Below are 26,281 nucleotides of genomic sequence, written 5' to 3'. Positions count from 1 at the left end.
AGTCCTGGTTCGAATCCAGGTTCCCCAGCCACTTTGCTTCCCTGCACAAAACGCCCAATCATTATGTGACGTCACACCATTTGCGCACGCATTGTCGTATGCGCTAAACCTGTTTACCGTTACGTTTGCAGGAGAATGGATATGGAACAGGTCACAGGTGGTTGCCTTTGCGGCAAGGTGCGGATCACAGCAACCGGTGCGCCCTATCGGGTTGGCCTGTGTCATTGCTTGGATTGCCGAAAGCATCACGGCGCACTGTTTCATGCATCGGCGATCTTTCCGCAAGAATCCGTGACCGTAACCGGCGAAACAAATTCCTATCAGGGACGGCATTTTTGCCCGGCTTGCGGATCATCGATCTATGGGCACAGCAGCGACGAGATCGAAATCAATATCGGCATCTTTGATGCCCCGGATCAGTTCGCCCCGACCTACGAGCTTTGGACCATCCGCCGCGAAAACTGGCTTCCGCCCTTCCCGCTAAAACACAGCTACGAAAAAGACCGTCCGTCAACAGACAGGTCCGAAGACTGATATTGGAAACCGCTAGTAAGGTACAAACCTTCAGGAACAAAGATGGCAAGGCGGTGATGACTGATCTGCTTTGTGTTCTGCCGGATCAAGGCCGTCGGCAACCATCCGTGTTCCTTGATCGGTGATCAGAACATCGACCGGGACGTCAAATTGATGGGGTTTGATATCGTCAATCAACGTCGCCTCAAAGCCGATGCCGACCACAAGCGGCTTGCGCGTCATCGCACCAAGGGTCCGGTCAAAGAAACCACCGCCATATCCCAACCGATACCCGGCCCGGTCGAACCCGACCAATGGTGCCAGCATCACATGCACCGGAATTTCCTTGGTGTTTTTTGGTTCGGGGATACGGGCAAAACCGGGGACCATTTCAGTTTCAGGTGTCCAGTCGTGAAACACCATGGGCATGTCCTTGCCTGGCACGACCGGCAATGCAGCTTTCCCGCCTGCTTTCAGGTGCTTTTCAATGACTGGACGGACGTCAATCTCGTTCTGGATCGGCCAATAAAATCCGACAGTCGCCCCGCTGCGTGCCGCAAGGAAGTCCGCGAAATGGGCACATATCTGTTCAGACAAAGCCTTGTGCGTTTCGCCATCCAGCGCCGAACGCCAGCCAAGCAGCGCACGCCGGATCGCACGCCGCCATTCGGACTGGCTGTTTTCGTCATTTGATTGCGGTGGGGCAGGAAGATCGAAGCTCATAGGTGCGCTACATTTTTCGGGGTTTTGGCGCACATCTTACATCAAAACCCTATAAACGCATAACGCGCCGGAAACCCGGCGCGTTAACGGTTGTCAGCGAAAAGCTGCATCCAAAATCAATTACATGATGGAGAGTTCTTCTGCCGACATGCGGCCGTTACGACCTTCAATCAGCTCGAATTGAACCTTCTGACCCTCATCAAGTCCCTGCAAACCAGCGCGCTGAACAGCGGTAATGTGCACGAATGCATCTTTGCCGCCTTCGTCCGGGGTGATGAAGCCATAACCCTTGGTCGCATTGAACCACTTAACCGTTCCGGTAGCCATATCCGTAGTCGTCCTTAGTTTAGTAAGCGCACCGCCAAAGAAGGAGATGCAAGAAAACAGTCCCTGCCCTGCCCTTCATCGACATGATTTCCCTCAACCTGAAAGCAACCACGCCCATGAAAGATGCACTGCATCGTTTCAACAATTACGCGAATTTTGGGCTTAGTGCAATGGATTCATGTATGAAGTTCGTTTTTCGGCACATGATATTCGCAACAACGCATGTAACTTCGTATGGTTGAAAATCAAAAATGCCCCTGAACCCCTAGGTGAAACAGCCATTCATCAGGCTAATTAGCAAGCGACCAGACATTACAATCGCTTAGCCTGAAACTGCCATTCACCAACCGGAAACTCCGATCCAGATACACCCCATCGCCAACATCGGGCAAATCAACCTTATTGTCCGCACACAACGACGCGCCTTTTACCTGTGCAACACACAACCGGATCACGACAGCTCCAACACCGGGGGTTAGCAACCACGTGAGGGCAAAATATGCGTGATCATTTCGCTAAAGAAGCCGTTGTATCCGAACGGTTTACTGCCTAACTGAATAGGAATGTCTGATTTTGTCATTTTCTGGGGAATGGTTTCACGTGACATTGGTCGACAATTCGTTTGATTATGGAACATTAAATCCAAAACGCGCCGAAACAAGGTGCGACCACCAATCCAAAGCATCGACTTAAAAGATGCGATAAATTCGACCGGGACACCGATAAACTGAATGGGAACGACTTTCGGATCGGAATACTTGAAGTGACAGCGACAACGAAGATCGCCAATCCACGTGATATCGCCCACAACGTCATGGCGTTGATTAACGAACTCAACCTGCAACCCACGCCGCAGGTTTATCACGTATTTTACAGCTATATTTCAGACGAGATTCCCGAACTCAGCCAACTGATCAAGGTGTTGATCCGCAACACCCAGGAGCTGGACGAGGAAACGGTTTTTCGAATTTACCACAAATATCTTGGCAGCCACGCCTTGCAGCAGCACCTCAATCAGGGGGTCGAAGGCCTGCAAGCCGCCGTTGAACGTGTGGAAGAAGCCGTGCATTCGGTCATGCGCGATACCGAAATGTTCTGTGGCGAGTTTGATACCGCATCGCGGAAACTTTCCGCAGACGACATCACACTTGAAGATGCACGCACCGTCAGTCAAACGCTGTCGGGCACCACGACCAAGGCGCGCGAATGTTATGGTTCATTCAATGGCAGCCTTGAAGAATATCACAAGGAAGTTCGCCGGGTCCGGTCCGAGCTTGAACTGGTCCGACGTGATGCCTTGACCGATACACTGACCGGGATCGCAAACCGCAAGAATTTTGACAGTTCGCTTCGCGATGCCGTGACAACCACTATGGAAACCGGTGTTCCGCTGTCGCTGCTGATGATCGACATCGACTACTTCAAGGATTTCAACGACAATTTCGGCCACCGGGCCGGGGATGGCGTCCTGAAGGCTGTTGCCCGTGTATTGGTCAGCTCAACCAAAGGGGCGGATACGGTCGCACGTTATGGCGGCGAGGAGTTTGCCGTCATTCTGCCAGATACATCGCGCGAAAATGCGGAAAAACTGGCAAACAAATTGCGCAGCAACGTCTCCAACCAGCGCATCATAAACAAAAAAACAGGCAAGGATTTCGGTAAGTTAACCGTTTCTATTGGCTTGACGTCCTACCAACTAGGGGAGAATATACTTGAGTTCGTTGATCGTGCTGACAAGGCCCTTTATCTGGCAAAACAGGATGGCAGAAACACCTGTATTGCGCAGTAGGCCAAACACATAATTCAGACCAATGAACACGTTTCAGACGTCCAAATTTCTGACACAAGAAATAGCTGAAACGCACAATAAAACAGGTTCAGATACCGAGCTAACACACATGTCCTCGCAGGCAAGAACAGACAGGATCGCCCCACTTAAAATTGATCCTGTCATGCACAACATAAAAGTGCGTAAGCTTTGCGGGGCGGAGCAACTACATGAAGACACCGAAGACCGAACGCAAGATTGAGCTTGAACACAAGATCTTCAAGTCGTTCGAAGAATGCCATTTTCAAAAGTCTGATATTTCAGACGAAGCTCTCTTTGTCCTTAAAATGGCAGAGGGATCTGTCGTGTCTTTGCCGCTGCGCGCCATTTGCCGTGAGTTTGATATCGATCCTGAGTCCAAGGATGGTGACCTTATCAGTCTGATCGACAAGGCCCTGAATTTTGTGAACGTATTGCGTCCGGGCGACAATCTTCCGCTCGAGGTCCTGACCGGCGAAGCTTCGTGGGAAGTCGACGAAGAAAATCAGGCCATTGCCTATAACCGTATTACGATGCAGCTTGTGACATGGATGTCGGGCAGTGAGGAACTTATTACCGATCCGGACGAACTGATGCAGATCGCCGAAGACCCGAACACCAAGAAAAAGATCAACCAGGCCTTTGACGAGGTTGCCGAAAAACTTGGTTTCGGCAAGGAAAACCGCGAAGAAGTCGTCAATCTGGTGCATCAGGTCGCTGACGAGCTGTCCTATATCGAAACGCTGCGCGTGCGATATCGCAAAATCCTGATGGTTGATCGCAAATTGCAAGATTTGCGCCGCATTTACGCCCATGAAAAGGGCGTTCTGGAAACCGTCACCCAGGCTATTCGACTTCTTGACGATGCCAAACGGAAGTTCGAAAACACCTTTGACGAACTTGATGCCAATACCGGCGAAATCATGTCTGTGCTGCGCAACTTCACATCCCAGCGCCAATATATCCGAAGCAAGCGTGACGACCTGTATAAGCGTCTGCGCGCCTGGCAACCGCTGATCATCCAATGGGAAGAGCTCGAACTCGAACGCGGCCCGCTTGCCGTGCGTCTGGTCAAGGACACCTATCAGTTCCTTGCCCCGCGCTTCATGAAGGTCAAGGAATGGTTGCTGATCACCAAGATGCAGGATGGTGTATCTGAACAGCACAGCTTCAAGAACGAAGAAGAACGCATGGGTGCGCTTAAAGGCAAGATGATGCAGTGGTAAGTCCCTGATCACCCAAACATGCAAAAGGCGCGAAAATGCTTCGCGCCTTTTTTAATTCCGAACTGTCACCCTGTCCTTCGACCTGACGATCTCAGTCGCCGCTCATGGTGATTTTAAGGGCGACGTGATCATCAATCACGGTAATTGATTTGGCGGAATGCGCCGGCACAGGCACCTTGCGATCAATACAATAGGCGATCATTGCGGCTGCCAGTTCTGCCCCGGATGTCGGAACCACCATTTTCGCCCCCTCGTCCGAGGTAATCGTCATGCGCGCGACAACTTCTTTTGCCCGTTCAATTTCAAAACTGGTGATCTGACCGGCAGGCAAGTTTTTGCCGGTGCGCCGACCATGCGCCAACAACGCCTTGATCAGTTCGCCATCATCAAAAACGATACAGCGTATCTCGCGCATGGCAGCCTATCCTGTAACAGTTGTTTGATTACACATGGTTACTGCATAACCACAAAACAAACATTAACCGCCATGAACCAGGCCGCGATTGTCAAACGCCTTGCCTGAATCCGGCAATTCGGATTTTCAGCTGCTGGCAAGCCAGATGCCGACACCGATCATCAATGTCCCGGCAACCCGGTTGAGCACACGGACATTGCCGCTTTTTTCAAGGAACTTGCGCAGGGACCGACCGCCCGTCGCATAAAGCGTCATGCAAATCAGTTCGGTTGTCAGGATGATCGCAACCAGAATGGACAGCTGTGGCGCAATGGCATGTTGAAGGCTGATGAATGGCGGTAACAGTGAAATCATGAAGGCCCATCCCTTGGGATTGGCGATCGCCGTCACAAAGCCCTGCGTCATCAGTCCGGTGGGCGTTGTCGCCTTGACCCCGTCGGTTTCCGCCGAAAGCGCCATACGCCCGCGCGACAGCCACATCTGAATGCCAAGCCATGCCAGATAGGCACCGCCCACATATTTGAACACCGCAAACACCGCCGGATACTGCAACATCACGGTTGCGACACCAAGGGCGGACGCGACGACGACAATGCCAACACCAACCAGTTCACCCGCCATCATCCAAAGGGTACGGCGTAATCCGATGGTCATGCCAAGCGTCAGGGCAAGGGTCATGCACATGCCCGGCGTAATCGACACAAAAAAGGCGGTCGGGATAAAAGCCCCGATCAAGGACAGACTGACCATGGAACGTTCCTGTGGCTTGGTTGGTGCGCGTTTCTGATCGCCAGTTTTTGGGGCATGGATCGATCAGGCGAAAACCACTACCCGATAACCAGAACGCCCACCAGCATCTTTTTGGTATAGCGGCAATACCAAGACATTCGCGCCACAGGATCATACAGAGGATCATGAAAACGCCCCTGATAATCCACTGAAAACCCTAGGACATCCGGGGCATTCGGGACCACCTCGCTAAATTCCACCCCAAAAAGAAGTCAAAAGGAACAAAAATTACTTGACCCCGACGGGTCGTCCGACGAAATTGGGGTCACCGCCAGCGATGACTGGCCCAAGCCAATTGATGAAGACCGATGACCGCAGACATTTGCAACATTGATGCATATGCCGAACGCTCCGAAGCAAATGCTTTCGGTGGCGTCGCCTTGTCTGCACTTAACCTTCTACTCGGTCTACTTGGTCTTGCAGCCCTAGGCTCGCTACGACTTACGCGCCCCTGAGCGAAACATGACGGCCCGGATCAAAGGACATTTTGTCGATCCATTTGCCGCAGCTCAGGGGAATAAAAGTCGCGCCAGACGGCCCGCACTCCTTCCAGACAGAAATTAATACCGGGCAAGGCCCGTTTGATCAGGAAACAAGATAATGGCTAGTGCAAACGACAATCGCGTCATCATTTTCGACACCACCCTGCGTGATGGGGAACAGTCCCCGGGTGCTTCGATGACGCTCGATGAAAAACTGCGCGTGGCGCATGCCCTGGCGGAAATGAAGGTCGATGTCATCGAGGCGGGCTTTGCCATCGCATCCAATGGCGACTTCCAGTCCGTCAATGAAATCGCCAAACAGATCAAAGGCCCGACCATCTGTTCGTTGGCCCGCGCTGCCAAGGGCGATATTGAACGTGCTGCCGAGGCATTGGAACCGGCTGAAAACAAGCGTATCCATACCTTCATCTCCACAAGCCCGCTGCATATGAAATACAAATTGCAGATGGAGCCGGAACGCGTTCTGGAAAAAGTCATCGACAGCGTGACCCTGGCGCGCAAATTCACCGACGATGTTGAATGGTCGGCCGAAGACGGCTCGCGTACCGAACATGACTTCCTGTGCCGTTGCGTAGAGGCCGCCATCAATGCCGGTGCCACCACCATTAACATCCCGGACACCGTGGGTTACACCACACCGAACGAATATGCCGCATTGATGACCATGCTGTTTAATCGGGTTCCGAACATCGACAAGGCAATCCTGTCGGTTCACTGCCACAACGATCTGGGTATGGCGGTTGCCAACTCAATCTCGGCGGTCAATGCCGGTGCCCGTCAGATCGAATGCACGATCAACGGCTTGGGCGAACGTGCCGGTAACGCCGCACTCGAAGAAATCGTTATGGCAATCAATACCCGTAACGATGCCTTCCCCTTCACTACCGGCATCGACACCACCAAGATCATGAATGCATCGCGTCTGGTTTCGGCCGTTTCGGGCTTTGTCGTACAGCCGAACAAGGCAATCGTTGGCGCCAACGCCTTCGCCCATGAAAGCGGCATCCATCAGGACGGCTTCCTGAAGAATTCCGAAACCTATGAAATCATGAAGCCGGAATCGATTGGCCTGAACAAATCAAGCCTGGTCATGGGCAAGCATTCCGGTCGCCACGCCTTCCGTGAAAAGCTCAAGGAATTGGGCTTTGCCGATCTGGGCGATAACGCCATCGAAGATGCATTCGCCCGCTTCAAGGATCTGGCTGACAAGAAAAAAGAAGTCTATGACGACGATATCGTCGCACTGGTCGATGACGGCATGCGTGACAACGAACATATCAAATTCGTCGGCCTGACTGTGACCTGTGGCTCCAAAGGTCCGCAGACCGCAGAACTGGAACTGAGTGTTGATGGCGAAGTCCGCACGGCCAAAACCACTGGTGACGGTCCGATTGACGCGACCTTCAACGCGATCAAGGAAATCTATCCGCACGACTGGCGCCTGAAACTCTATCAGGTTCATGCCGTGACCGAGGGCACCGACGCCCAGGGCACCGTGACGGTTAAACTCGATGGCGAAGACCGCACTGTGGTTGGCAATGCATCGGACACCGACACCGTTGTCGCATCCTGCATGGCCTATGTCACCGCGGTGAACAAACTGATCGAGAAAAGCAAGAAAACCGCACCGGACGCCATGGCATCCTGATCGGGTTTCTTAAGCTTCTCAGCAAAAAGGGCGATCTTCGGATCGCCCTTTTCTGTTTCTGGCTTTTGATACTGCCCCGTAACGCTTATTGGAACTGCGCCACCAGATGATCGACAAAAAGTCTGACCCGCTTGGGAAGCTGTCGGCGGCTGGGCATAACGATATAAAGTGCAAGTGCTTCAAGCTCGATCGGGCATTTGATCTGAACCAGCCTGCCCCTTGCCACATCATCGGCACAGCCACTGATCGGAAGGATCGCGGCCAATTCGCCCTGTGCGGCCAGGCTTCGCGCCAGTTCAAAATTGCCGGTTCGAATAGGCGGTTCCGGTAATTCCAGATCAGGGCTGCTTCCCGATTGCAGCACATGGGCATGATCAAGAACGGGCACAACCGGCTTTGACCCGGCCCGCCAGATATCGGATTTGAATAATCCGGGACGTGCAAACAGGCCCATGGGTTCAAACCGCAAACGTCGTGCGATCAATCCGTCCCGGCCCGGATGACGCCCACGCAACGCCAGATCATAATTCTCGGCGACAAGATCAACAGTATGATCACTGACATCCACCACAAACCGCACATCGGGGTAAGTGGCGCGAAATGACGTGATCTGTTCGGCCAGAAGTCCTTTGGGATAGTCAACCGGCACTGAAATGCGGATTTGACCTGATGGCGCGCCATGTTGCGCAAGATCGGCTTCGCCTTCCTGCAACAGGGCCAAGGCATTTCGGCAATGTTCAAGATAGCGCTGCCCGTCATCGGTAAGCGACACCTGCCGCGTGGTCCGATGCAGCAACCTTGTCGCCAGATGATCTTCAAGGGCGGCAATCCGTGCCGTCACAGTTGATCGCGGCACCGACAATCGCCGTGCCGCCCCGGAAAAGCTGCCGGCATCGGCAACCTCGATAAAGGTTTCAATCTGTGCAAAGTTCATCCGGTCATATCACCGGAAAACAACAAAATTGTCCATATATTTCGGTTTATATGTTCAATTTTATCCATCTTTATCGAACGATCCAGTCGCGCCTAATGTTGGTCATTATCTGATTTGATCCAACGAGGTTTCTGATGAACAGACGTGACTTTATGCGTTCCGGTCTTGGCGGCATTGCTGCCGCAGCAACGATTGCCCATAGTGTAAATGCCGCCAACGCCACCGCGGGAACAGATACTCCCGCACTCGAAATCTCATGGCTGGGCGCGGCAACCATGCTGATCGCCTTTGATGGCTTCACCATTCTGACCGATCCGATCTTTGGCGAGGGCAAGGAAACCTATTTCATGGCCGATCCCAATGCGATGTTTGACCTCAAAACCGGGCCGACGGCACGTTACCATGCGCGCACCACGGTTTTTCCCGGCATTGATCTTTCATCAATTGATTTGATGATGCTCAGTCATCTGCATGAAGACCATTTTGATCAAAAGGCCGAAGCAACCCTGCCCAAAACCCTGCCAACGATTGTTCCCTCTGCCGACGCAGCCAAACTTGCTTCCAAGGGGTTCTCAAACCAGACACCGCTGGATTGGGGGGATAGCAAATCGATCACAACACCAAATGGCAAGATCACCCTTACTGCAATTCCGGCCCATCATTCGGTCAATCCGCAAGTCAATGCGATGCTCGGCAAAGGGAATGGCTATTGGTTGCGCTTTGAAAGTGGCAACTGGCAAAAGGATGTCTATTGGACCGGCGATACCTTTGCGACTGACACCGTGATGAATGCCGTGCGCAACATCGGTCGACCCGATATCGTCATCCCGCATATGGGCGCAGTTGGTACGACCGGGCCGCTGGGTTTGATCAGCATGGGGGCAGAACAGGTTCTTGATCTGTCGGCAAAGCTTGACCATCCAAACATCTTGCCGATCCACCATTCCACCCTGCCGCTTTATCTTGAACCGGTTTCACGCCTGATCGAACAGGCCGACTTTGCCCGAAACAGGATTGATCTGATCGCCGAGGGCAGCACCATTCGGTACAGCTAACCTTTTGCCGCAATATCCACCCCTTTCGCGTAAATAGCCCAATCCCGCCCGATGTGATAGGATTGACGACATTCGCGAAAGGGGTTTGACCATGACTGGACCAAACGCGCCGGAACGTGCCGCATCAATTTTCATGATTGCCGGGTTAATGCTTGGACTGCTTGTCGGTATCGCTGCTTCGCCAACAAAGGCAGCCGCACAGGCGACAGCAAAAGCCCCAACGGCGATTTCGGTTACGATCCCGGCCCTTCCATATCCGGTCAGTGGACTTCGCCAAAGACTGACCGCCATGGGCAAATCGATACCCGCCGTGGATGAAAGCCTGCAACTAGACATCCCGGGCACCTATTACGCCCCAGTCAAAGACATGCCTACGGATCAACCGGATGGGCATCCCGCGATTGTTGTTCTTCCCGATTGCGATGACCATTTCCCCGCACACTGGATCACGCTTTTTCAGGAACAAGGGACTGGTGTCCTTGTCATTTCACCAAACCAGGCCCACCCGTCACAGGTTTATTGCAGCGAAGGATCGCTTGGAAATCCGAAACATGGTCTGACCTACTGGGCGTTTGATGCGCTCAGTGCGCTTGATTATCTTGCCAAGCAGCCCGGAATTGATCCCGAACGAATTGCCATTGTCGGATATGGATATGGCGGTGGTGCCGCCCAGCTTGCGATCTATCGCGAAGGACATGCCAAACATTACAATCGACGTTTTCGGGCCCTTGTCGGTTTGCGTCCGCAATGCATGTCGGAAATGAACAATTTTGTTCCCAGTCTTTTGATCGGGGTAAAAAACGACCCGTTCAATCCGCCTTCCTGGTGCAAATGGCGAATGGATCGTGACCTGACACCTGCGCGTGCATCGGTCCGGTTCGAGATGCTTGAAAATGGAGAAACGTTTGAAAAACAAGCGACTCGTACAGAGCTTCCAATAGAGACCAGCCCGAAAGTCGCCAATATTGTGACAGAATTCCTGTCCCAAAACGGTATTTCACCCCAAAACAGCAAAAATTGAATTTATCCGCCAAGACCATATTCCTGATCATGTTTTTCCACCCTGATTTCAGGAAATTTGCGCGCCTTAATTATTCCTCAATCCCCTGCGCAGATTATTCGTGCATCGGCTTAAACCTTGCGCTATCAAAGCCGGTACATTCGCATTCAAGATTTTACTATTAACCGGGGCATAGGGCAGGAATGTTTTCCAAGCTTCTTGGGGTTTTATCCTCCGACATGGCGGTGGATTTGGGCACCGCGAACACACTGGTTTACGTCAAGGGACGCGGGATCGTCCTGAACGAACCATCCGTGGTGGCCATTACCGACGAAAAAGGCAAAAAGCAGGTCCTTGCAGTTGGTGAAGAAGCCAAGCAGATGCTCGGCCGTACCCCGGGGTACATTCAGGCGATCCGCCCGCTGCGTGACGGCGTTATTGCGGAATTCCACATCGCCGAAGAAATGATCAAGCACTTCATCCGCAAGGTTCACAACCGTCGCAACTTTGCCAGCCCGGAAGTCATCATTTGCGTACCGTCCGGGTCGACCGCAGTTGAGCGCCGCGCCATTCAGGAAAGTGCTGAAAGTGCTGGTGCCCGCAAGGTCTGGCTGATTGACGAACCGATGGCCGCTGCAATCGGTGCCGGTCTTCCGGTGACCGAGCCGACCGGCTCGATGGTTGTTGATATCGGCGGTGGCACCACCGAGGTTGCCGTTCTGTCGCTGGGCGGTATCGTCTATGCACGTTCGGTTCGCGTTGGCGGTGACAAGATGGACGAAGCAATCATTGCTTACATCCGTCGTACCCATAACCTTCTGGTCGGCGAAAGCACTGCTGAACGTATCAAGAAGGAAATCGGTTCTGCCTGTGCGCCTGATGATGGCGATGGTGCAACTGTTGAAATCCGTGGCCGTGACCTGATGAACGGTGTTCCGAAGGAACTCCTGATCTCGGAACGCCAGATCGCGGAAAGTCTTGCCGAACCGGTTTCGGCAATTATCGAAGCGGTCAAGGTTGCGCTTGAACAGACCCCGCCGGAACTGGCAGCCGACATCGTTGACAAGGGCATTGTCCTGACCGGTGGTGGCGCGATGCTTGGCAATCTGGATTATGTTCTGCGCCATGCAACCGGCCTTCCGGTCTCGATCGCAGATGATCCTCTTTCCTGTGTTGCACTGGGTACCGGTCGCGCACTCGAAGAGAAAAAGATGCTCCGCAACGTTCTGCACACAGCATACTAAGAATCTGACGATAAATATCATCACCGGGTCGTATCCGTACTGGACGCGACTCGGTGATTTCGTTATGGTTGAATATCCCGCTCGGGATACGAAACAGTCTTTTGGGTAATCGCGGGGAATACATTGGCACAGCATGGCGGTCCGCAGCAGCGAATCTTTTCGCCGTTACGCACGGCGCTTCACCGCTTCGCGTTCATCTTGCTGATCTTTTCGGCCTTCGGATTGATGCTTCTTGGCAAGGCTGACACGGTACTTATCGAACGTATCCGTGCTGCATCTGCCGACCTTGTGTCTCCGGTCATGAATATCGTCTCCCGCCCCGCTGCCAGCATCAATGAACTAACCGACAAGGTTTACAACCTCGCGCATCTGTACGAGGAAAACGAACGCCTGCGCCAAGAAAATCAGCAATTGCTGGCTTGGCAGCAAGCGGCACGCAACTTGTCACATGAAAATAACCGCCTGCGTGAACTTGCCCGATACACCACACCGCCTGCACTGCATCTTGTCACATCGCGCGTGATTGCCGACATGGGTGGCGCCTATGCGCACAGTGTGATGATTTCGGCTGGATCGCGAGATGGCGTTGCCAAAGGTCAGGCTGTTATTTCCGAGGAAGGTCTGGTCGGACGTGTGGCCGAGGCCGGGTATCAGGCGTCGCGTGTTCTTCTGATCACCGACATTAACTCTCGCGTACCGGTCATTGTTGAAAACTCCCGTGATCGCGCATTTCTCTCGGGCGACAATACCAACCGCCCGCTTCTGACGTTTCTGACAGCCGATGCCGCTGTTGCACCGGGTGACCGTATTTTGACATCCGGTCACGGTGGCGCCTTCCCGCCGGGCATTCCGATTGGTGTCGTATCATCGGTTTCTGAAAACTCGGTCCGTGTCGCCCCGCTATTCCGACGTCATCAGCTTGAATATCTGCGTGTTGCCGACTATGGCCTGCAAGGCATTCTGAGCGACAAGCGCATTCTCGAAAGCCAGGCACCGGTCAACACCAATGACACGATGCTTGCTCCGGAAATCCCGACGGGTGTCGGTGTCGTGCCTGCGCCCCCGGAAAAGCCTTCAACAGGGGCAAATCCGTGAAACCCGGCGTCTGGCAAAGACTGGACGTTATTGCACGCGGCCTTTTCCCTGCTTTCAGTGTTTTCGTCCTTCTGCTGATCAACTTGCTTCCGGTCAGTGTTCCACTGTTATCAACGGCTTCACCTGCACTGGCTTTGATGGCTGTGTTCTATTGGGCAGTGAACCGTCCCGATCTTTTGACTGCTGTCACCGCGTTTTTCCTTGGCCTGCTTCAGGATCTTTTGATGGGTTTGCCATTGGGGGTAAGTTCGCTGGTGCTGCTTCTGGTTCAAACCGGATCGGCAAGCCAGGGACGCTTTTTCCATAACAAACCCTTCAGCGTCATGTGGTGGGGATTTGCACTGGTGGCCATTCCGGCCCTTTTGCTTCAATGGCTTCTGAGCTCGGCACTGATCGGGGCATTGTTGCCGATCAAGGCAACCATGATCAGTTATGTACTGACCGCGGTTCTGTTCCCCATCGTGGCCTGGGTGCTTGCCCGCGCCCAGAACACGCTTTTGCGCTATGTCTGACGCGGTATTTGGCATCAGATTTTGCCCAAAATTGATGTTTTGGAAACCGCGATCAGATATGCTTGAACATGGTGGTTCCCAAGCTGGATCAACAAAGGTAAAACAGGCCAAATTCCGCCGTTTTGAACGATCATCTTTCGCCTAGATAAGACAGGTATTCCCGCCCATGTGGCATCGCGACTCAGACAGGTTCAGAATGTTCACCCGACGCGCCCTTATGCTGGGCGCTGGCAAGGGTGTTTTGCTGACCGGTCTGGCGGCAAGGATGTATTACCTGCAAGTTCTGGAAAGTGATCGCTATCGTACGCTGGCTGACGAAAACCGTATTTCGCACCGGCTGTTGCCGCCACCGCGCGGGCTGGTGACTGACCGCTTTGGCGCACCGCTGGCCGTCAATCGCCAGAACTATCACATCATGATCGTGCGTGAACAGACACCCGATGTCCGCCGCACCCTTGAAATCCTTGACCAGATCATTGAACTTGGCCCTGACACCATTGAACGGGTCGAACGCGATGTGTCGCGCCGTCGGTCCTTTGTTCCGGTAACCGTGCGTGACAACCTGACCTGGGACGAAGTTGCCCGTGTCGGGGTCAATGCGCCCGACCTGCCCGGCCTGATCATTGATGCCGGTCGATCACGTGACTATCCCGAAGGCCCGCACCTTGCCCACACGCTTGGTTATGTTGCCGCCGTTTCCGAAAAGGAACTGACAGGCGATCCGTTGCTTGAACTGCCGGGCTTCACCATCGGCAAAAGCGGCGTTGAAAAAGTCTATGACCTGGCGCTCCGCGGGACAGCTGGCACCAGCCAGGTTGAGGTTAATGCCCTTGGCCGTGTCATTCGCGAACTTGAACGCGAAGAAGGCGAAAGCGGCAATACAGTCGTCATGACTCTTGATCTCGACTTGCAGCGCTTTGCCAATCAGCGCCTGTCGGGTCAGGAAAGCGCATCGGCCGTGGTCATGGATATCCATAACGGCGAAGTGCTTGCACTGTCATCACACCCGACCTATGACCCGAATGCCTTTACCAATGGCATTTCGCACAAGCTTTGGAACAATCTGGTCAACAACCCGTATGCGCCGCTATCCAACAAGGCCGTGAACGGCACATATGCACCGGGTTCGACCTTCAAGATGTGTGTGGCGTTGGCCGGACTTGAAGCCGGGATCATCACGCCGAACCAGAAATTCTTCTGCAACGGTCATCTTGATCTGGGCAATGCCCGTTTCCATTGCTGGAAGCGCGGCGGTCATGGCTGGGTGGACATGCATGACTCGCTCAAGCATTCCTGTGACGTCTATTATTACGAGATTTCCCAGAAAATCGGGATCGACCGCATTGCCGCGATGGCACACAAGCTTGGCCTTGGTGAAGATACCGGCATTGATCTTCCCAATGAACGCAGCGGCCTGATTCCGACCAAGGACTGGAAAGAAATCCAGCTTGGCAAACGTTGGCAGGGTGGTGAAACCCTGATTGCCTCCATCGGTCAGGGTTATGTTCTTTCAACCCCGCTTCAGCTTTGCACCATGACGGCACGACTTGCATCGGGCAAGGCAGTCCGCCCGCATCTGACACGCGATCATGTTACCCCTGAAGGTGTGACAAGCCGCGAAGCCGAAGAATTCCCGGAACTTCAGGTCAGCCGCGCCAATCTCGCCCGCATCCGCGACAGCATGAACGGTGTTACCAACGAAATACGCGGCACAGGTTACGGATCGCGCATCAAGATCAAGGGCATGGAAATGGCTGGTAAAAGTGGCACCAGTCAGGTTCGCCGTATCACCATGCGCGAACGCCAGACCACGGGCGTTATCGGCAACGATGAATTGCCGTGGAAATATCGTGACCATGCCCTGTTTGTCGCCTTTGCCCCGGTTGAGAACCCGCGCTATGCCTGTGCTGTCGTTGTCGAACATGGCGGCGGCGGTTCAAGCGTTGCCGGACCGATTGTCCGTGATCTTTTGCAAAAGGCACAGGAACTGCAATCTGCGCGTCAGGGGATATCGGCTGCAAACCTTCCCAACAGCGCCCACCTGCGCCCGACATCGGGCAACAACAACGAGAATGAGGGCTAACCAATGGCCATGAGCAAATACCGCATTGGTGAAGATCCCGATTACGTTCCAATCGGACGTCGTCTTTTGTTGTTGAACTGGACGCTGGTGCTGCTGATTGCTGTTCTGTCGGGCATCGGTTTCGCCATGCTCTATTCTGCGGCCAATGGATCGTTCCAGCCATGGGCAGAACGCCAGATGATGCGTTTTGCGGTTGGTGCGGCTCTGATGATTATTATTGCTATTACCGATATCCGGATTTGGTTGAAGCTTGCCTATTTTTCCTATTTCGTCGCCCTGGTTCTGCTGATCGGCGTTGAAATCAAGGGCGACATCGGCATGGGCGCGCAGCGCTGGATCAATCTGGGCTTCTTCCAGCTACAACCATCCGAACTCATGAAAATCTCGTTGGTTCTGGCGCTTGCCCGCTATTTCCATGGTTTGACCGTCGAGGATACCGGTCGCATTCCTCTTTTGATCCCGCCGCTTTTGATGGTTCTGGCACCGGCTGCACTGGTTTTGCGCCAGCCGGATTTGGGTACCGCCCTTCTTCTTATTGCCGGTGGCGGTGTCATTTTCTGGCTGGCCGGTGTCCGCATGTGGAAATTCGGATTGATCCTGGGTAGTGCACTGGCAGCCATTCCAATCGGTTGGCAGTTCCTGCGCGATTATCAGAAAAACCGTGTCCTGACCTTCCTCAACCCGGAAAACGATCCGCTTGGCGCTGGCTATCATATTACGCAGTCAAAGATCGCACTGGGATCAGGCGGACTGTTTGGCAAGGGCTTCATGCTGGGCTCGCAAAGCCATCTGAACTTCCTGCCCGAAAAGCAGACTGACTTTATCTTTACCATGCTTGGCGAGGAATTCGGTCTGGTCGGCGGGCTTGCCTTGCTGGCCCTTTATGCACTGGTCATCACCTATGGCTATGTCATTGCCCTTCGGTGCCGCAACCAGTTTGGACGGATGGTCGCGATTGGCGTGACCTCAACCTTCTTCCTTTATGTGTTCATCAATATCGCAATGGTGATGGGCCTGATCCCGGTCGTGGGCGTTCCGCTTCCGCTGGTGTCATATGGCGGTACGGTGATGATGACCATTCTGGTCAGTTTTGGCCTGTTGATGAGTGTTTCGATCCATCGCGACATCCGCATTTCCCGTCAAGGCAATGACGACGGGCGGAACTAAGCTGCAAGTCGATCAGGCGTCGAATGGAAAGGCGTTTGAATGCTCTGGAAGCTGGGTGTAGTCGCATTGTTCACAGCGATTACGCCCCTTTTCTTTGGCCTGATACAGCGCACTATCGACCATCGAATACATCAAATTCGAAATATCGCCGGTTTCCCAGGATTTCATTGCCTCGATATGGGCAGAGGCATCCTTGTCAAAGGTCTTTAACTGCCCTTCCGACGGCAACCCTGCGATCCCGAAGCTTGCAGTAAATGACAAGACACTACCACCAAAGGAAACACTGGCCCGTTCAAATGCCACACGCAGGCGTTCCGCCAGTTTAAGTGCGCCAGCCAATTCTTCCCCTGGAAGCAACACTGCAAACTCTTCACCGCCCATACGAGCCGGAAGATCGATTTCGCGCAATGTCGCGCGCATGATCCGCCCCAGTTCAACAAGAACCGCATCCCCTGCCTGATGCCCATAGGTATCATTGAACGCCTTGAACCGGTCAATATCGAGCAGAATGATCGATACTGGCGTATCGCGACGACGCCATACCGAAATGGCTTCATCAAAACGTGCAAGATATGAACGACGGTTTGGCAATCCGGTCAACGGGTCCGTAGAAGCCAGAACTTCAAGTTTCTGCATTGCTTCTTTTAACTCGTCGGTTCTTGCAGCAACCCTGGCTTCAAGGTTGACATTGGCATCCATCAGCTCGTCACGCGCTTTGCGCAACTGACCAAGCTGCCCTCTGATCATGCCAAACAATCCGACCGTCACCGAACCCAGCAACTGGATCTCATCGTCATGTCGATGATGCGGAGGCATTTCAAGCGGCCGACTTTCATCGGTCGGGTCCGATTTGATCAGATAACTCCCCAACCGGACCAACGGACGCGAAAAGATATAATAACTCATGCCCGCAAACAGGAACGCCATCGACACGGCCATGACCATGGTCGCCAACAATGACCATGAAAGCCGGGACGTAAAGGCAGAAACATAGACTTGCGGATTAAATTCGATGACCATTTCGCCGATCGTCGTGACCGGCTTCTGATGCGGGTCCCGGACCGGTATTACAATGGTTTGTAACCCGCCAAACATTGTTTCGGCCCATCGACTACTGGGTATCTCACCCGCAGCTCGACGCTGTTCAAAGAAAATGCCATCTTCGGCAGTCGTCAGCATAACGCTCTGGATCGATCGCTGGTTCAGCATTCCGCGTACCATCACCTCGGCAAGTTCACGGTCATGCCTTAATAAAACCTGCACGGCCACGGGAACGTTCGACGTGGTCACACGCTGATTGGCTTGCTGATATATTTCCTTAAGCCACTGATAATCGTGATATCCACGAAATGCGACGATCAACAGCCCTAAAAATACGGAAAGGAGAAGAGAATACTTAAGCTGCCGTGCAGCAATCGTACTTCCCAGTCTCAAGCTGGCCAGCGCATCATCGTGCTTATCGTCCGGCTGCTTTGCCAAGCCAGCTTACCTCTTCTTACTCAGGGTCCTGAATCTACGGGCAATTTTCATTATTTAGCGTCATTGTCATGCGACAAAAGCCCGAAATGATACTCTGCCCCTGACGGCGAATTTACAAGACTAAACCGGGAAAAATCTATTCGATTCCATTCTCTTGTCGACAACACATCACCAAGACCTGACAAATTTTCCTGTGTGACAGCTTCCATCCTGAATGTAACTTCGGGATTTTCCTTCAGGATTTCAACGCCGCTGATGTAATCGTGCAAAAGAACCATCACCCACGCCCCGGCAAAGAAATGCCCGCCATGGGTCAGTGTCATCGCACCTTGCGCCACCGCGTCCAGACCGTCCTTTGACCAGTTCAGTCCGCCAACGAAAACATCTTTTCCGGGAACCCGCCCTGCATCTTTCAAAGCGGCAATCGCACCAAGTGCAATATTGTCGTTTGCCGCCCAAACTGCATCAACGCATCCCCCACGCTTAAGCCAGGCCTCGGTTTGACGATATGCTTCGTCATAGGACCAGTTGGCGACAAGCCGACGTTGTTCTTCAAGGATCGGAAACTTGCTCAGCGCATGATCAAGTCCGTCAAGGCGTTCAAGCGATGCCGGCGTTTTCCGGTCCCCTGCAATCGATAACAGGCACATTTTTTTTGGCAGTTTGTCGGCGTTTGCCAACCGTGCGCCATCTATCAGCGATGTGGCAATGTCATAGCCGGCACGCTCGTTGTCCGGCGTCAGGGTCAGGATCCAGTTCTTGATATCTTTGCGCGGACGTCCATATGCGTCTTTCTGTTCCTGCGTCAGATCATTCAGCAACATGATCACAGGAATGCCACGCCTTTCAGCCTCAAGAACAATCCGGGTGCCTTGCTGATGCTCGTTAACAGCGATAATGAAATCAGGTGCCGGATCAAGCGCAAAGGCCTCGGCCGCGCTATTGGCCATTTTCTGCCAATCACGGTCACTGTCAAAGACAATCAGGTCATAGCCAAACTGATCTGCCGCCGCCTGCATGGTATCGCGGACGTCTTTCCAGAAACCGCGATCACCATATCCCGGATTGATAAAGGCCACACGAATGCGGTCTGGGTGATCAACTTCGTGTTGTGCCAAAGCCGAAAGCGGCATCGTCATAACAACAAGCAGACCAAGAACAGACAGACACGGCAAAAACCTAGACAATTCCCATCCCCGACGAACTGCTACTCAGAATCTGGACCTCCCTTACGGGCCATACGGTCGTATAGTTACATTCCCGTCAAAGGTCAATTGGTCCGGACACAATATATTAGATAAGACGAAATATAATAAAGTTCGTCCCACAATTCGTCGGAAATCACATTATTGCAATGATTTAGTTGCACAGAGCAGACACGACACAACCACGCGGATGAGATATCATCTCATCCGCCAAGTGTGAAGCATCCGGGAATATTCAAATTCGGGAACGTTTACGGGGCACCGGATTGCACACGGCTCAAGGCGTGCGCAAGTTCCTCGTTTGACATATTGGCACGATCTTCAATCCCCTGCTGCTGAGCAAGGTGATAAAGGTCATCCCGGCGCCATTTGTTGAAGTCCGGTTTACGATATGCGCGAAACGTGGGCGTTTCCTGTTCTGACTTGCCAGAGAGTTTTTTCAAGCTCGCCACTCTTGCCTCCTTTATGGGACGGTCACAAGCGATCCCGGCACTTTCCTCTCCCCCGACTGTAATAGTGCCGTCACATTTCATTTAGGGGAGTTTGCATGGATTTCTATCCCATCCCGGCAATTTCACACCAGATCGCAGGGAAATACCTGATAGCAAAGGAAAAAAATTTCGGTACTCAACCCCAACAATCACACTTTATCATCAATTTGCCGTTGAAATGTTCTTTCTGCTATTTGCCGTGAAAATTCTCTGTTAGCATCCCGGCAAAACACACATCAGGGAAACCCAAAATGGCATTGCATTTCGAACGTCAGGAACTCGCCACCCGCCGGGCGCGAACCATTGAAAAACTTGAAAAGGCGGGTCTCGATGGACTTCTGATGTTCCGTCAGGAAAGCATGTTCTACCTGACCGGCTATGACACGTTCGGGTATGTCTTTTTCCAGTGCCTGTATCTTGGCACCGATGGCCGTGTTGCACTGATCACCCGCGCCCCCGACCTGCGTCAGGCACAGCACACATCCGATATCGAAGACATCCGCATCTGGGTTGATGGTCCGAATGTCAATCCGGCCTTCCAGTTAAAGGATATGCTGGCCGAGTTCGGCTGTTCGGGTAAAAAACTCGGCGTCGAGTACGAGGCTTATGGCCTGACTGCCGCAAACGGCAAGAAGCTTGAAACCGCGCTGGATGGTTTCTGTTCGCTTGAAGATGCTTCGGGTCTGGTTTCCGAACTGCGCGTCGTCAAAAGTGCTGCCGAACTTGATTATATCCGCAAAGCTGCCGAGCTGGCTGATGATGCCTGGGATGCTGCCCTTGATACGGTTCATGCCGGTGCCTTCGAAGGTGACATTCTTGCCGCGATGCAGGGTGCCATTTTCTCGGGTGGTGGCGACTATCCGGGCAATGAATTCATCATTGGTGCCGGTCGTGATGCCTTGTTGTGCCGCTACTTCACCGGTCGCAAACATATCGCCCAAACCGATCAGATCACCCTGGAATGGGCCGGTGCATATCGCCACTATCACGCGGCCATGATGCGCACAATCCCGGTCGGTGCCGCCCTGCCCCGTCACATCGAAATGCACAAGGTCGCAACCGACGCACTGGTTGCCTGCCGCGATGCCCTTCGTCCGGGTGAGCCGATTGGCAAGGTCTTTGATGCCTATGCCAAGACCTGCGATCAGGCCGGGATGAAGGCCCACCGGTTAAATGCCTGCGGTTATTCCATGGGCACGACCTTTGCGCCGAACTGGATGGACTGGCCGATGTTCTACCATGACAATCCGGTCATCGCCGAACCGGGCATGGTGTTCTTCCTGCACATGATCCTTATGGACAGTGAAAGTGGCCTTGCAATGTGCCCGGGCCATTCTGTCATTGTCACGGAAAATGGCAATGAAAGCGTATCGCGCCACAGCCTTGATCTGATTACCCGTTAATCGATCCCGACCGAAACCGGAATATGACAAGGGCAGCACCGATGGTGCTGCCCTTTGTTTTGTCCTGATCATAAATCCAATGCGCGGAAAATCAGCTCAGTTCGGCATGCATGGCGGCAACGGTTTCCTCGGCAAGTTTGTCAAGCTCGGCAATCCGGGCGTGAAGCTCGTCGCCATACGCGCCGCTATATCCTTCAAGGTTGCGTGCTTCATCGGCAAGTTTAAGGGCCGCCATGTTCGCAGCCATGCCCTTGATGGTGTGCGCAGCCCGATGCAGGGCTTCGCCATCATTGTTACTGGCCGCCTCAAGCAAACGGCCACGTTCTTCCTGATAGGATGCAGGAAGAAGGTTAATCAGGGTTGCAAAATGCTCTTTACCCAGCGCAGAGCAAACTTCTGCAAACCGGTCCTTATCAATTAAATCCATAACCGTTTCTTCTGTCCCGATCTGTTGTCCGGCTTTTTCAAAATGCGCGGGAGCCGACGTTTCCGCCCCCCTTTGTCTTTCAAAATGCTCCGCGGTGATATCAATCGATCCCACCGAGGGCACTGAACGCGGGCGTTCCCGCAAGAACCTTAACAGCGTACTGTAAAGTTTCCTTTCATCAACCGGCTTGGTCAAAACATCGTCCATCCCGGCCGCAAAAAAGTCTCGATGCCGGTCCGCAAACGCATCCGCCGTCAGGCAGATAATCGGTATACGTACCGAACCGCTAAACCGTTCAAGCTCGCGAATATGACGTGTCGCACCCTCGCCATCCAGAACCGGCATATGCGCATCCATAAGAACAAGATCAAACACACCATCACGATAGGCATGAACGGCTTCCCGCCCATTCGGGGTGAATGTAACAATAACCCCGTGACGCTTAAGCATCCCGCCCACGACATTGGCGTTGATTTCATTATCCTCAACCACCAGCACCCGCGCCCCCATAAGCGGCTCTGCCGTGCCTTCGCCCTGAATGTCGGGTACGCTCAGGGCATGACCTTTGACAATTTCTGTCTTGAACGGCAACCAGACGTTAAAGCGCGTCCCCTGCCCTTCAACGCTGTCGACGGTCATTCGACCGCCCATCAGCTCTGTCAGGTTGCGGGCAATCGACAGGCCAAGCCCGGTCCCGCCATAACGCCGCATGGTCGAATTATCCGCCTGGGTGAAGGGCGAAAAGATCAGCTTCAAACGTTCCTCGGATATCCCGATACCGGTATCAACAATCGCAAAATGAAACAGTGTTTCATCATCACGCAGTGCCCGCATGTCATCCAGATCGTCCGGCTTTTCATCAAATGCCGTGACTTCGAACCTGACACTGCCTTTGGCGGTGAATTTCATGGCATTGGACATCAGGTTCCAGAATATCTGGCGCAGACGCACTTCATCCCCGGTAAAGACCAGATCACTCAGCGCACTATCGTCGCAGATGATCCCCAGGTTTTTCTCTTCGGCGACCGAACCGAAGAACGACTTGATGTCATGTGTAATGTCGGATGGATAAAACTGCCGGCTTTCAAGATCGACCCGTCCGGCTTCGATCTTGCTCATATCAAGAATGTCATTGAGCAGCGCCATCAAGGCCCGGCCCGATGACAAAATGCCGTTCACCCGTTCAAACTGGCTTTCATCAAGTTTACTGTCACGCAGTAACTGCGCCAATCCAAGCACGCCGTTAAGTGGCGTTCTTATTTCGTGGCTCATGGTTGCCAGAAATTCGCTTTTGGCCGAACTCGCCAAATAGGACTGGCGGAAATGCGTCCGCATCGTCAGCAACACATATCCAAGGATCAGACTGTAACTCAGCACCCGCGACGGAATGATGAAACCCGCAGCCAGTTCCGAACCATTCGGGGCGAGAAAGAACAGGGCCAGATGATTGAACACACCGATCAGAACACTGCCACACAACATTGCTTCGGTGATTGAACGCTTCAGAATGAACCGCACCAGATATCCGCTAGCCCCAAGGATCATCATGCCCAAGGTGGGAACCAGAATCAGGGTTGTGATATCCTCGAACGCATGGGTTATGCCAAATCCGACATCGGGCAGATTGGAAACCGGCACCGCCATGGAAATGGTTCCCGTGACAAAGATGATGGCACTCGCGACAATCACCTTTTCCTGCGCGAAGATCTGTTCATGCTTGTTGGCGTAATGCCAGCTCAGAACAAGGGCAAGAACCGCAAGGAACCGTGTAACCAGAATAAGTAACCCGGTAAACGTGCCGTGTGCCTGTTCACTTCCCAGTACCCCGTCAAGCACGAAGAGGCGCGGAAGACCAAGCAAATCGCCGATCAGCACCAAACCCATCATCACGGCAAGACAGGCATATTGCGTCTTGCGGCTCAGCTCGAACATCATCCAAGCGATGGCAATCGTGATCAATGCAATGATCTCGACCATGGCAACCACAGCATAGCTCAGGTTGCCGATGACCTCGCGCGGAAGAGAAGAATAGAAAATGAAAATCGGCGTAATCGTCAGGAAGACAAGCAGGCTAAACCCAGCATATGCAAGTAACCGGAGCATATAGTGACCTTCCCCCGATAGTCATCGGGGAATTAGTCGCCCCGATTTCCTGAACAAAGCTCCAGAACAGTCGCCGCCCACTGAACAGTTTTGGCGTCGATATCCTGCATATGCCGGTACTTTTCAAACTGGCTGGCAATCAAAGCCAACCGCTTTTCGAATACCGGTGGATGTTCAAGGCTCAAAAGCTCTTCGGCCATCGGATCAAACGCGGCATTCTGGAATTCAAGTGACAGGCTGATCCGGGGTTCGGTTGCATGTTTGCTTGCCCGGCTTCCCCAATGATACAAATCCTGCCGCCATCCCATGACTGCGCCGGGTCCAGCCGGAAGTGCCCGAACATCCTGCAAGGCGACATCTTCTGGTTTAGCAACTTCTGAAACATAACACTTTTCAAAAGAACGCGGCAACACGTACATGCAACCGTTGTAAGGCGTCGCATGACTAAGCGGCACCCAAAGCGACAAGCTGATCAGCATGTCATCGCCAATTGCACTTTCCCCCTGATAATCCCGATGTGGCGGCCAACCGCGTCCCCCATCTGCCGGATTAACATGCCAGGCCCAGAAATGTGGAAGCAGTGCGATGCGATCGCCAAGAAAATGGCTCAGAAGCGGGCGAAGACACTGAAAAACGTGCCATGCCTCGTCATACAGATAAATCATCGCCGGCGGCAAACCGTTGGCAACAAGGGTCTCGATCCCGGAACGCAGCCTGGCAAGCTCCGCCGTTGGCAAGACATCCTCGATCAGGAAATATCCCTCGTCCCAGAACCGTTCCGATAATGCCCCGCCGTCAAATCCGCCTTCGCCCGAACCGATTTCATCGATCACCGCCAATTGGCCGGATGCTGGCGAAATCGAAAGCTGCGGGTTAAGGTTTTGCCACTGGGTTGGCAGGATTGCGTTTTGGGGTGTGATCATCAACAAATGTCCGGTATTGAGTTCGGGCGGACGATACGCAGCACCGATCGCATTGGCAAGCCCTTCGATCACGGCAAAACGTCCTTAAAATTCGCCTTTCGGCGCTAAAAACAGGCTTGGTACTTTCAATGGCTTCTCGCATCAATCAACCATCCCCGGCATCCCCGATCAATCATGGTGGGGCGATTGATGCAGCCGCCCGCAAATATGGCATTCCCGCGCACAGATGGCTTGATCTGTCGACCGGGATCAATCCCGTCGCCTATCCGGTTGCAGAAATCGCCACCGCCCATTGGCAACGCCTGCCTCTGAGTTCCGAACTTGATGGCCTAAAACACGCTGCTTGCAAATATTACGGTGTGCCGGATACGCAATATCTGGTCGCCGCCCCGGGAACGCAGGCCCTGATTCAGACCATTCCGTATTGGCTACCCGATCATGCCGAACTGTCCGGTATCCATATCATGGGCCCGACCTATGGCGAACATGCCCGTTGCTGGCAGCGGGCGGGACATGATTGTGAACTTCATGAAACCGCCGCGGATAACCGCAAAGCACGCGCCCGTGACATCCTTGCAACGGCTACCCCCGGCACGGTTGTGGTGATCGTGAACCCGAACAATCCCGACGGCGGGATATTGCCACCAGACGACATTGCCGAACTGGCAGCCCTTGCCGAACAAGCCGACAGCTGGCTCATCGTTGACGAGGCATTTATGGATTGTCAGCCGGGCTTTTCGGTATGTCCGATGATTTATCGCCTGCCCCGGACCTTGATCCTGCGGTCCTTTGGCAAGTTTTTCGGATTGGCAGGTGTGCGTTTGGGCTGCCTTGTCACGGCACCAAACCTTGCAACCGACCTGTCTGACCGCATCGGCCCCTGGGCCATTCCCGGCCCAACCATCGAAATTGCGACCCGTGCTTTTTCCGATACATCCTGGCAGACCGAAACCCGCCAGCGCCTCGCTGCGGACGGCAACCGTCTTGATGATCTGATCGCCGCAAAGACGTCCCTGACCCGATCAGGAACAACCGACCTGTTTCGCTATTACGACGGCACGGATTGCGCACAATTGGCCGACCACCTTGCACGGCACGGCATTCTGGTCCGATTGTTTGATCATGATATCACCAAGGTCCGCTTTGGCTTTCCGGGGACCACGACCGATTGGCAACGCATTGAAACCGCACTCGATCAATGGTGATCCC

Annotated in this window: 23 protein-coding genes; 13 read left to right on the top strand and 10 right to left on the bottom strand. The window is 53.4% G+C overall.

The genetic code is table 11. The annotated features are described in order from the left end of the window. Positions 1-141: 141 nt before the first annotated feature. Positions 142-534 (top strand): GFA family protein, encoded by a 393-nt coding sequence (locus TH19_RS17695; protein ID WP_114103698.1) that lies wholly within the window; start codon positions 142-144, stop codon positions 532-534. A 30-nt stretch (positions 535-564) separates the two neighbouring features. Here the strand turns inward: TH19_RS17695 and TH19_RS17690 are convergent, their stop codons facing one another. Both TH19_RS17690 and TH19_RS17685 read right to left on the bottom strand, forming a co-directional pair. Then, positions 565-1,236, bottom strand: a complete 672-nt coding sequence (locus tag TH19_RS17690) for a 5-formyltetrahydrofolate cyclo-ligase (protein WP_114103682.1) — start codon at positions 1,234-1,236, stop codon at positions 565-567. A gap of 120 nt (positions 1,237-1,356) precedes the next feature. Next, a complete protein-coding gene (locus tag TH19_RS17685; RefSeq protein ID WP_007090786.1) occupies positions 1,357-1,563 on the bottom strand; it encodes a cold-shock protein in 207 nt (68 codons plus the stop codon). Between the two features lie 763 nt (positions 1,564-2,326). Between TH19_RS17685 and TH19_RS17680 the strand changes: the two genes are divergently transcribed. Together TH19_RS17680 and TH19_RS17675 are read left to right on the top strand one after the other, a co-directional pair. Beyond that, positions 2,327-3,352 carry a GGDEF domain-containing protein gene (locus TH19_RS17680; protein WP_114103681.1) on the top strand — a complete coding sequence of 342 codons (1,026 nt, stop codon included), beginning with the start codon at positions 2,327-2,329 and terminating at the stop codon, positions 3,350-3,352. A gap of 209 nt (positions 3,353-3,561) precedes the next feature. Further along, on the top strand, positions 3,562-4,596 hold the full coding sequence (locus TH19_RS17675; protein ID WP_114103680.1) for a hypothetical protein: 1,035 nt from the start codon (positions 3,562-3,564) through the stop codon (positions 4,594-4,596). 91 nt (positions 4,597-4,687) lie between these two features. On the opposite strand, the gene TH19_RS17670 is transcribed toward TH19_RS17675, so the two are convergent. Beyond that, the gene (locus tag TH19_RS17670; RefSeq protein ID WP_114103679.1) at positions 4,688-5,011 is read right to left on the bottom strand and encodes a hypothetical protein; all 324 of its coding nucleotides are present in this window, start codon (positions 5,009-5,011) and stop codon (positions 4,688-4,690) included. 126 nt (positions 5,012-5,137) lie between these two features. Next, the gene (locus TH19_RS17665) at positions 5,138-5,761 is read right to left on the bottom strand and encodes a LysE family translocator (protein WP_114103678.1); all 624 of its coding nucleotides are present in this window, start codon (positions 5,759-5,761) and stop codon (positions 5,138-5,140) included. A gap of 639 nt (positions 5,762-6,400) precedes the next feature. Here TH19_RS17665 and TH19_RS17660 point away from each other — a divergent pair. Beyond that, complete coding sequence (locus tag TH19_RS17660; RefSeq protein ID WP_114103677.1) at positions 6,401-7,951, top strand: 2-isopropylmalate synthase; 1,551 nt, start codon at positions 6,401-6,403, stop codon at positions 7,949-7,951. A gap of 85 nt (positions 7,952-8,036) precedes the next feature. Here the strand turns inward: TH19_RS17660 and TH19_RS17655 are convergent, their stop codons facing one another. After that, positions 8,037-8,885 carry a LysR family transcriptional regulator gene (locus TH19_RS17655; RefSeq protein ID WP_114103676.1) on the bottom strand — a complete coding sequence of 283 codons (849 nt, stop codon included), beginning with the start codon at positions 8,883-8,885 and terminating at the stop codon, positions 8,037-8,039. Between the two features lie 134 nt (positions 8,886-9,019). Between TH19_RS17655 and TH19_RS17650 the strand changes: the two genes are divergently transcribed. From TH19_RS17650 to rodA, 7 genes are all read left to right on the top strand, one after another. Next, complete coding sequence (locus TH19_RS17650) at positions 9,020-9,940, top strand: MBL fold metallo-hydrolase (RefSeq protein ID WP_114103675.1); 921 nt, start codon at positions 9,020-9,022, stop codon at positions 9,938-9,940. Positions 9,941-10,031: 91 nt separating this feature from the next. After that, the gene (locus TH19_RS17645) at positions 10,032-10,961 is read left to right on the top strand and encodes an alpha/beta hydrolase family protein (RefSeq protein ID WP_114103674.1); all 930 of its coding nucleotides are present in this window, start codon (positions 10,032-10,034) and stop codon (positions 10,959-10,961) included. Positions 10,962-11,143: 182 nt separating this feature from the next. Further along, complete coding sequence (locus tag TH19_RS17640; RefSeq protein WP_008892088.1) at positions 11,144-12,184, top strand: rod shape-determining protein; 1,041 nt, start codon at positions 11,144-11,146, stop codon at positions 12,182-12,184. Between the two features lie 123 nt (positions 12,185-12,307). Continuing rightward, positions 12,308-13,279, top strand: a complete 972-nt coding sequence (mreC, locus tag TH19_RS17635) for a rod shape-determining protein MreC (RefSeq protein WP_114103673.1) — start codon at positions 12,308-12,310, stop codon at positions 13,277-13,279. Then, on the top strand, positions 13,276-13,791 hold the full coding sequence (gene mreD, locus TH19_RS17630) for a rod shape-determining protein MreD (protein WP_114103672.1): 516 nt from the start codon (positions 13,276-13,278) through the stop codon (positions 13,789-13,791). The genes mreC and mreD overlap by 4 nt, the downstream gene beginning before the upstream one ends. Before the next feature lie 196 nt (positions 13,792-13,987). Further along, a complete protein-coding gene (gene mrdA, locus TH19_RS17625; protein WP_258548024.1) occupies positions 13,988-15,874 on the top strand; it encodes a penicillin-binding protein 2 in 1,887 nt (628 codons plus the stop codon). 3 nt (positions 15,875-15,877) lie between these two features. Next, the gene (gene rodA / locus TH19_RS17620; RefSeq protein WP_114103670.1) at positions 15,878-17,041 is read left to right on the top strand and encodes a rod shape-determining protein RodA; all 1,164 of its coding nucleotides are present in this window, start codon (positions 15,878-15,880) and stop codon (positions 17,039-17,041) included. A gap of 12 nt (positions 17,042-17,053) precedes the next feature. Here rodA and TH19_RS17615 read toward each other — a convergent pair whose 3' ends face one another. The 3 genes from TH19_RS17615 to TH19_RS17605 form a co-directional block, all read right to left on the bottom strand. After that, the gene (locus tag TH19_RS17615) at positions 17,054-18,520 is read right to left on the bottom strand and encodes a GGDEF domain-containing protein (RefSeq protein ID WP_114103669.1); all 1,467 of its coding nucleotides are present in this window, start codon (positions 18,518-18,520) and stop codon (positions 17,054-17,056) included. A gap of 50 nt (positions 18,521-18,570) precedes the next feature. Continuing rightward, positions 18,571-19,707 carry an ABC transporter substrate-binding protein gene (locus TH19_RS17610; RefSeq protein ID WP_258548023.1) on the bottom strand — a complete coding sequence of 379 codons (1,137 nt, stop codon included), beginning with the start codon at positions 19,705-19,707 and terminating at the stop codon, positions 18,571-18,573. 269 nt (positions 19,708-19,976) lie between these two features. Then, positions 19,977-20,177, bottom strand: coding sequence for a hypothetical protein (locus tag TH19_RS17605; RefSeq protein WP_114103667.1), 201 nt, complete (start codon positions 20,175-20,177; stop codon positions 19,977-19,979). 290 nt (positions 20,178-20,467) lie between these two features. Between TH19_RS17605 and TH19_RS17600 the strand changes: the two genes are divergently transcribed. Continuing rightward, positions 20,468-21,619 (top strand): M24 family metallopeptidase, encoded by a 1,152-nt coding sequence (locus TH19_RS17600; RefSeq protein WP_114103666.1) that lies wholly within the window; start codon positions 20,468-20,470, stop codon positions 21,617-21,619. A gap of 91 nt (positions 21,620-21,710) precedes the next feature. Here TH19_RS17600 and TH19_RS17595 read toward each other — a convergent pair whose 3' ends face one another. Continuing rightward, on the bottom strand, positions 21,711-24,149 hold the full coding sequence (locus tag TH19_RS17595; protein WP_114103665.1) for a hybrid sensor histidine kinase/response regulator: 2,439 nt from the start codon (positions 24,147-24,149) through the stop codon (positions 21,711-21,713). Positions 24,150-24,181: 32 nt separating this feature from the next. Then, positions 24,182-25,144 carry a phytanoyl-CoA dioxygenase family protein gene (locus TH19_RS17590; RefSeq protein ID WP_258548022.1) on the bottom strand — a complete coding sequence of 321 codons (963 nt, stop codon included), beginning with the start codon at positions 25,142-25,144 and terminating at the stop codon, positions 24,182-24,184. Between the two features lie 56 nt (positions 25,145-25,200). On the opposite strand from TH19_RS17590, the gene cobD reads away from it, so the two are divergent. Continuing rightward, positions 25,201-26,277, top strand: coding sequence for a threonine-phosphate decarboxylase CobD (gene cobD / locus TH19_RS17585; protein ID WP_114103664.1), 1,077 nt, complete (start codon positions 25,201-25,203; stop codon positions 26,275-26,277). Positions 26,278-26,281 lie beyond the last annotated feature (4 nt).

Source organism: Thalassospira profundimaris (genome assembly GCF_003326675.1).
Taxonomy (GTDB): Bacteria; Pseudomonadota; Alphaproteobacteria; order Rhodospirillales; family Thalassospiraceae; genus Thalassospira; species Thalassospira aquimaris.
This window is presented reverse-complemented; position numbering and strand designations above follow the sequence as displayed.

Coding starts and splice junctions, on each gene's coding strand:
- TH19_RS17640 (WP_008892088.1), top strand. CDS start 11,144: ATGTTTTCCAAGCTTCTTGGGGTTTTATCCTCCGACATGGCGGTGGAT.
- TH19_RS17690 (WP_114103682.1), bottom strand. CDS start 1,236: ATGAGCTTCGATCTTCCTGCCCCACCGCAATCAAATGACGAAAACAGC.
- TH19_RS17675 (WP_114103680.1), top strand. CDS start 3,562: ATGAAGACACCGAAGACCGAACGCAAGATTGAGCTTGAACACAAGATC.
- TH19_RS17665 (WP_114103678.1), bottom strand. CDS start 5,761: ATGGTCAGTCTGTCCTTGATCGGGGCTTTTATCCCGACCGCCTTTTTT.
- TH19_RS17670 (WP_114103679.1), bottom strand. CDS start 5,011: ATGCGCGAGATACGCTGTATCGTTTTTGATGATGGCGAACTGATCAAG.
- mrdA (WP_258548024.1), top strand. CDS start 13,988: ATGTTCACCCGACGCGCCCTTATGCTGGGCGCTGGCAAGGGTGTTTTG.
- TH19_RS17660 (WP_114103677.1), top strand. CDS start 6,401: ATGGCTAGTGCAAACGACAATCGCGTCATCATTTTCGACACCACCCTG.
- cobD (WP_114103664.1), top strand. CDS start 25,201: ATGGCTTCTCGCATCAATCAACCATCCCCGGCATCCCCGATCAATCAT.
- TH19_RS17685 (WP_007090786.1), bottom strand. CDS start 1,563: ATGGCTACCGGAACGGTTAAGTGGTTCAATGCGACCAAGGGTTATGGC.
- TH19_RS17600 (WP_114103666.1), top strand. CDS start 20,468: ATGGCATTGCATTTCGAACGTCAGGAACTCGCCACCCGCCGGGCGCGA.
- TH19_RS17650 (WP_114103675.1), top strand. CDS start 9,020: ATGAACAGACGTGACTTTATGCGTTCCGGTCTTGGCGGCATTGCTGCC.
- TH19_RS17595 (WP_114103665.1), bottom strand. CDS start 24,149: ATGCTCCGGTTACTTGCATATGCTGGGTTTAGCCTGCTTGTCTTCCTG.
- TH19_RS17695 (WP_114103698.1), top strand. CDS start 142: ATGGAACAGGTCACAGGTGGTTGCCTTTGCGGCAAGGTGCGGATCACA.
- TH19_RS17645 (WP_114103674.1), top strand. CDS start 10,032: ATGACTGGACCAAACGCGCCGGAACGTGCCGCATCAATTTTCATGATT.
- TH19_RS17655 (WP_114103676.1), bottom strand. CDS start 8,885: ATGAACTTTGCACAGATTGAAACCTTTATCGAGGTTGCCGATGCCGGC.
- rodA (WP_114103670.1), top strand. CDS start 15,878: ATGGCCATGAGCAAATACCGCATTGGTGAAGATCCCGATTACGTTCCA.